The sequence below is a fragment of the Nocardia donostiensis genome, assembly GCF_002081715.1.
In the GTDB taxonomy this organism is placed as follows: Bacteria; Actinomycetota; Actinomycetes; order Mycobacteriales; family Mycobacteriaceae; genus Nocardia; species Nocardia donostiensis.
On sequence record NZ_MUKP01000024.1, the window covers coordinates 53,133 to 59,692 of the forward strand.

General features: G+C 68.1%; 7 protein-coding genes. 5 read left to right on the plus strand and 2 right to left on the minus strand.

What is annotated here, in order from left to right; genetic code table 11:
• Positions 1–34: 34 nt before the first annotated feature.
• On the minus strand, positions 35–157 hold the full coding sequence (locus B0T44_RS28075) for a hypothetical protein (protein ID WP_254893687.1): 123 nt from the start codon (positions 155–157) through the stop codon (positions 35–37).
• A 76-nt stretch (positions 158–233) separates the two neighbouring features.
• The gene (locus B0T44_RS16700; RefSeq protein ID WP_217697491.1) at positions 234–926 is read right to left on the minus strand and encodes a cyclase family protein; all 693 of its coding nucleotides are present in this window, start codon (positions 924–926) and stop codon (positions 234–236) included.
• Between the two features lie 320 nt (positions 927–1,246).
• On the opposite strand from B0T44_RS16700, the gene B0T44_RS16705 reads away from it, so the two are divergent.
• The 5 genes from B0T44_RS16705 to B0T44_RS16725 are packed head-to-tail and all read left to right on the plus strand — an operon-like array spanning position 1,247 to position 6,552.
• Positions 1,247–1,528, plus strand: a complete 282-nt coding sequence (locus tag B0T44_RS16705) for an acyl carrier protein (protein WP_245839105.1) — start codon at positions 1,247–1,249, stop codon at positions 1,526–1,528.
• The gene (locus tag B0T44_RS16710) at positions 1,525–2,640 is read left to right on the plus strand and encodes an acyl-CoA dehydrogenase family protein (RefSeq protein WP_077116761.1); all 1,116 of its coding nucleotides are present in this window, start codon (positions 1,525–1,527) and stop codon (positions 2,638–2,640) included. Before B0T44_RS16705 ends, B0T44_RS16710 begins: the two co-directional genes overlap by 4 nt.
• A gap of 14 nt (positions 2,641–2,654) precedes the next feature.
• Positions 2,655–3,623, plus strand: coding sequence for a 3-oxoacyl-[acyl-carrier-protein] synthase III C-terminal domain-containing protein (locus B0T44_RS16715; protein ID WP_081512228.1), 969 nt, complete (start codon positions 2,655–2,657; stop codon positions 3,621–3,623).
• Positions 3,620–4,654, plus strand: coding sequence for an HAD-IIIC family phosphatase (locus B0T44_RS16720; RefSeq protein ID WP_077116763.1), 1,035 nt, complete (start codon positions 3,620–3,622; stop codon positions 4,652–4,654). Before B0T44_RS16715 ends, B0T44_RS16720 begins: the two co-directional genes overlap by 4 nt.
• Positions 4,651–6,552, plus strand: coding sequence for a non-ribosomal peptide synthetase (locus tag B0T44_RS16725; RefSeq protein ID WP_081512226.1), 1,902 nt, complete (start codon positions 4,651–4,653; stop codon positions 6,550–6,552). The genes B0T44_RS16720 and B0T44_RS16725 overlap by 4 nt, the downstream gene beginning before the upstream one ends.
• Positions 6,553–6,560: the final 8 nt, after the last annotated feature.

The following is a 6,560-nucleotide window of genomic DNA, read 5'->3' on the forward strand; positions in this document are numbered from 1 at the left end:
CTCGGCGTTGCGGGGGAACCGGATCGGTTGATGGTTATCCGGCGGGACCGAAACCGCAGCGGGTTGCCCCGCGCCTCTTACGTTTACCCGCGATCGAGACGAAGAAGTTGCGGTAGGCGGTGCCCAGATCCGCGAGCGCTTGTTGCAGTGTGTCCAACGCTTTCACGCTGTTCAGCGCCTGGCCGCGGGGAGTGAGAGTTCAAGATCGCGCAGGTGCTATCGCAGACGGTTGCTCATGGCGCTTTCGACGTGGATTCGGCTGACCAACTCTGGGCGCCGTAATCGGTCCAGGCGATAGCACGCAGCGGAAACGAGCCCATCCCGCGCACCGGCGCAGGCAGTGCAACCAGTCTGGCACCGGTGTCAGGGACCGCATCCAAGTTCGTCATCTGTTCGATGATCGGGATTCCCGCACCGAGCAGCGTGTGGCGACACGGCCGCGTCGGCAGGGATGTGTCGTCGATGTCGAGCGAGTCGATTCCAACCAGCGCCACATTGGCGGCGATCAACGCTTCTGCGACCTCGCCCACCAAGAACGGATGCCCGAGGTCCCAGTACGCGGACGAACCCCACCGGGCCGACCATGCGGTGTGCACCAGCACAGCCTTCCCCCACAATCGCGCCGGGTCGCCGAGCACATCCGGCCCGACTACACGCAGCCCTACCACGCGGATCACGACGATCGATACATTCAACAGCCGCTCCAGCGGCAGCTCGGCGATATCTGCGCCATGAGCATGGAAATGGAACGGAGCATCGATATAAGTCCCGGTCTTACCGACCATATCCACGCACGCGACGCCATGGGCCGTCTCGATCAAAGGCGGCTGCTCACACGAAAACTGCATGGTGACTCGCGGTCCAGGCAAACCCGGGCAGGTGGCCATACCATCCGAGATCCGATGAGACAACTCCACAGCCGTCACCCCCAAACACTACCCCTCATCCCTGCCCGAAGCGGCGGTCCGCGATCCGCTACGCCGGCGCCCTGGTAGAAGACGACGCTGAACGGGCCATAGCAGCTGTTTACACCCCATGGTCTTCACAAGCCGGGCTGCGGAGGCGGCATGGCCGTCTCCACCGCGCAGCAGCTCGCGGCTATAGCGGTCCAAAACGGAGCATGGACGACGAAGTGGAGTCGCATTCGGGCCTGCATGGCGGGTGCACCGCCCTGTGGAGACAGGTCTTTTTCTGCCCCTAAGACCATGGCCTTGAGGCTGTTGTGCGGCCGTGATCGGATCGGTGGGTGCCCCAACCGATCGATCTCAGCAAGACCAGCGCCCCACCCGAACTCGTGGAACAACTGCGCGTTTACTTCAGTGCATTGACAGCGACCCCACTACGACCGGACGACGATATCTTCGAACTCGGACTGGTGAATTCCCTTCGGGCGCTGGAGATCGTGGCTCATGTCGAACGGACCTTCGGCCTCGAGGTGGACGTCGACGATCTGGAGTTGGACAACTTCCGCACCGCCGCGCGGGTAGCCGCGTTCGTAACGAAGAAGCAAGTGGTGGCGGACCGTTGACCGGTATCGGGGAACTGCTCTCGATGGCGCGCACCGACGCTGCCGAGTGGGATCGGGGAGGACTGCCCGACGATATCGTCGGCGCGGCCGCCCGGGCGGGGCTGCTCGGTGCGGACCGGCCACGGGAGCGCGGCGGTCAAGGCCTCGACCCGCACGAACTCGGGGAAATCGCCGCCCGGGTCGGTACGGTGTGCACCTCGTTGCGCAGCCTGCTCACCGTCGGCGGCATGGTGAGCGCGGCCGTGGACCGCTGGGGCACGGCCGCGCAGCGGGCGGACTGGGTGCCGCGGCTGGCTTCGGGAGAGCTGCTCGCCGGACTGGCGGCTACGGAGGCGAGGGCCGGTACAGAGCTCGCGGGGGTCGAGACGGTCTTCGAGGACACCGGGCACGAGATGCGGGTGTCCGGGCGCAAACTCTGGGTGAGTTTCGGCGCGGTGGCCGATGTGCTGCTGGTGCTCGGCCGGGCCGACGGTGGGCTACAGGCTGCGCTGGTGGCCACCGACCAGCCTCATGTGACCGTCGAGCCGGTGGTCGACCAGCTGGGGATGCGCGGGGCGCGGCTCGCGCACATCACCTTCGACCGGGCCCGGGTACCCCGCGAGCAACTCCTCGCGCCGGCCGGTTTCGGCCTCAGCCATGTGGTGGGTACCGCGCTGGACCACGGCCGGTACACCGTCGCCTGGGGATGTGTGGGGATGGCACGCACCTGCCTGCACGACGCGGCGGTGCATGCGGCGCGGCGGACCCAGGGTGGTATCCGGCTCGCCGAGCACGAGAAGATCCGCGCCACGCTGGGGCGCGCACGGGTGCAGGTGGAGGCGGCACAGGCATTGTGCGAACGCGCGGCGCGGTATCGGGCGACCGCCGACCCGGCCGCGATCATGGCGACAGTGGCCGCGAAATACGCCGCGGCCGAGGCGGCGGCCGACGTCAGCGCACACGCGGTGCAGGTGCTCGGTGCCGCCGGCTGCGCTCCGGACAGCAGGGTGGGGCGTTTCTTCCGGGACGCGAAGGTCATGCAGATCATCGAAGGCTCCCGCGACGTCGCCGAACTGCATCTCGGCGACCAACTGCTCACCGAGGTGGCACAGGAGAAAGGCGTGGAGTCGTGATCGGGTTCGGGCCCGTGTCCACATGGTTTCCAGAACATACGCTTCGGGTTGCGGACCTGCCCGAACTCGCCGAACTGCCGTCCGCGCGGCGCGAGCACGCGCTGTCTCTCGGGATCGATACCGTACGCTGCGCCCAGGGAGCGACGGAGACCGAGCTCGCCGAGCAGGCCGCTCGGAAGGCCCTGCGGCGGGCCGGGCTCGATGCCGCCGCCTTGGACGCGCTGCTCCTGGTACAGGGCCGGGCACCGCAGTATCTCCTCGCCTCCGAGGCGACCCGGCTCCAGCAGGCGCTGGGCGCCGAACGCGCGTTCGTCGCGGGTGTCGGCGAGCTGGGTTGTGTCTCGGTGTCGGCGGCGTTCCGGCTCGCTGCGGCGCTGCTGCGCGGCGATCCCCGCTGCCGGACCGTGCTGGTGGCCGCCGCGGCCCGCACCCCGACCCGCGCCCGCTACCGCAGCCCCATGACCGTGCTCGGCGACGGCGCGGCGGCCGTCCTGTTGAGCTCCGACGGCGCCGACAGCCGCTATGAGCTCGTCGACATCACCGTGCACAGCGACGGCCGCTACGCCGACCTGTTCCGTATCGACTATCGAGACGTGCCCAGCGATCACTGGGTCGAGGAGTGCGCCGACGAACCGACCTATTCCTTCCGGCTCGCGGTGGAGAGCAGTAAACGGTTCACCGCGATCAACACGGAAGTACTGGCACGCAATGCTCTGAGCCCCGAAGACATCTCGGCGGTGCTCATGCAGAACCTGTCCGCGGGGGCGCTCGCCTTCTGGTCGGAATCCCTCGGTCAGCCGATCCACCCCAGCTGCGGCGAGAACCTCGCCCGCTACGGGCATCTCGGCTCGGTGGACGTACTGGTCAATATGGACGACGCTGCCGCGACCCTCGCGCCCGGCGCTACCGCCCTGCTGCTCAACAGCAGCCCGGTGGCGGCGTGGAGCACGGCGGTGCTGCGGAGAACGGATGTGAGGGTATGACGGCGCAACCGGAGACGGTGAAGTGCCTGGTCTGGGATCTCGACGACACGGTGTGGTCCGGCGTCGTGCTGGAGTCGGACGGCGGTTCCCCCAAACCTGAGGTGTTGCAGGCAATTCAGATCCTCGACGAACGCGGCATCCTGCATGCCGTCGCGAGCCGCGGCGAGCCTTCCGCCGCGCTCGCGCATCTGCGCCTGCACGGTATCGAAGATATGTTCTCCGCAGTCGAGGTCGGGTGGGGTCCGAAATCGGATGCCATCCGCCGTATCGCCGAGTCGCTGAACATCGGCCGCGACACCGTGGCCTTCGTCGACAACGATCCGGTCGAGTTGGCCGAGGTGGCGGCCTCGTATCCGGAGATCCGCTGCTATCCGGCCGATCGCATCCCGCACCTGCCCGACCTCCCGGAATTCACACCCGAGACCACGACACCTGAAGCGCGCCATCGCCGGTCCTACTATCGCGCGGAGCGGGCCCGCAAGGAGAGCGCGGCCGAATTCACCGGATCCGACGCGGACTTCCTTGCCTCACTTGGCCTGGTCATGACCGTGCGTACCGCCGCAGAGGAGGACCTCGTCAGGGCACACGAGCTGACCGTGCGCACTCACCAGCTCAATACCACCGGAATTACTTTCGACGCCGAGGAACTGCGGAAACTGTGCACCTCACCCGGCCACGAGGTGCTCGTCGCCTCATTGCGCGACCGGTTCGGCGGTTACGGCACGATCGGGCTCGCGGTGTCGGAAATCCGCGGCTCCGACTCAGTGCTGCTGTTGCTGCTCATGTCCTGCCGGGTGATATCGCGCGGCGCCGGGGCGGCACTCATCCGTGAAGTCGTCCGGCGAGCCCGCACGTCGGGTCGGCGCCCGACCGCGGAATTCGTGCCCACACCGCTCAACCGGGTCATGCTCGTGGCGTTGAGATTCGCCGGATTCGAGGTGATCGAGTCCGAGGCCGACCGCATCCTGCTGGCCTGCACGGTGCCACCCGAGCGCATCGGCGGAACCGGCCATATCGAGGTGATCCGATGAGCACGGCATTACGTAGCGATTCGACGAGGAGTGATGGCCGGGCGGCGGGTGGGCGCGTCGATCTCCTGGAAGGCATCCTCCGCCAGGTCGAGCGGGTGCCCGATCGCACCGCACTGGTGGTGGGCGAGCGAACGCTCACCTATCGTGAACTCGATACCGCCACAGCACGTCTCGCGCGCCGACTAGTCGCTGCCGGCGTGCGTCCCGGGCAGACCGTCATCGTGTTCCAGCATCAGAGCCTGAACACCGTGATCGGCATGATCGCGACATTGCGCGCTGCCGCGGCCTGGTGTGTGGTCGAGCCCGGGCGCTCCGGGCCCGTCCTGCAGGTGGTGGCGGACGCCGTGAACTGCGCCGCGGTGCTTGTGGACGGGAGCGATCCGCTCACACCGTGCCATGAGGTGGCCGCACTGATGACGGAAACGGCCACTGAGCCGACAGTAGTCGACATCGGCGAAGACGACGGCGGGCCGGCCGCGTGGGCGCTACCGGGACAGCCACCCATGCGGGCTCCTGCGTATGTCATCACCACCTCCGGCTCCACTGGAGAGCCGAAGGCTGTTGTCGTATCGCGGGCAAACCTCGCCACCCTGATCAAGTCACGGAATTACCCGTACACGGACGGCGAGCTCGTGACCTTCTCGGCCATGCGCCTGGTCTGGGACGGCTCCCTGATGAAGCTGCTCTGGGCGCTCACCGTCGGCGGCACCAGCGTGCTCCCGGACGCCCGGAGGCTCCCCGACGTCGCCGCGGTCGCCGAGCTCGCTGCGCGGTGGGCCGCATCGCACCTCGCGGCAACCCCCTCGTTCTACCGCCTGCTGCTGCCGCGGCTCACCGACCTCGCGCCGACACTGCGGGTCGTGGCACTCGCCGGGGAGGCGATACCTGCTCGCCTCGTCGCGGAGCACCGCGAGCACCTGCCGACCACCCGACTGCACAACGAATACGGCCCGACCGAGGCAACCGTCACCTGTATCTGCCACGTCCTCCCGGAGACGCCCCCGACCGTCGTGCCGATCGGCACTCCGACCGAGGGTACGGCGGCCTATGTCGTCGACCGCCTGCTGCGGCCGGTCCGTCCCGGCGCCCGCGGCGACCTGTACCTGGGCGGTGGGCAGGTCACGGACGGCTACGCCGCCCAGCCCGGCCTGACCGCGACCCGGTTCGTGGCCGACCCGTTCTCGACCGAGCCGGGTGCCCGCATGTACCTCACCGGCGACCTCGCCCGAATCGACGGGCGCGGCGATATCGAGTTCCACGGGCGAGCCGACAGCCAGATCAAGGTCCGCGGCGTGCGCATCGAGCGCGGTGCGGTCGAGGCAGTGATGGAAAGACATCCGGCCGTCCGCGAAGCGGTCGTGCTGGACGCGGCCGACTCCGACGGCTCGGTGTACCTGGCGGCGTTCTGGATACCCGTGGACACCGCCGCGCCGCGGCCCACCACCGGCGCACTGTCTGCTTACTGTGCCGAACACCTGGCGCCCGAATCGGTTCCGAGTCGGTACGTGGCCATCGATACTCTGCCGATCGCGACCGGCAGCAACAAACTCGACCACGCTGCGCTGCGCGCGCTGCTGCACTCGCGCCCGGAACGGCACACGGCCCCGTCACGGGGCCAGTGGACCGAGACCGAGCGGGCGATCGGTGAAATCTGGTCGGAGGTGCTCATGCACGACGACTTCGACCGCGAGGACCGATTCTTGGACGTCGGCGGCAACTCCCATCGAGTGGTAGCACTGCACATGCGTCTGCAAGCCAGATGGCCGGACGCGGTTTCGGTGGGGATGCTGTTCGACCTCGACACCGTGGTGGCGCAGGCGGGGGCGCTGTCGCCCAACTCGCCGACCCGAACCGAGCCCGAGCCGACGGACGACTCGCCGTTGGCTTTCGAGGTGTGAAGGGAACC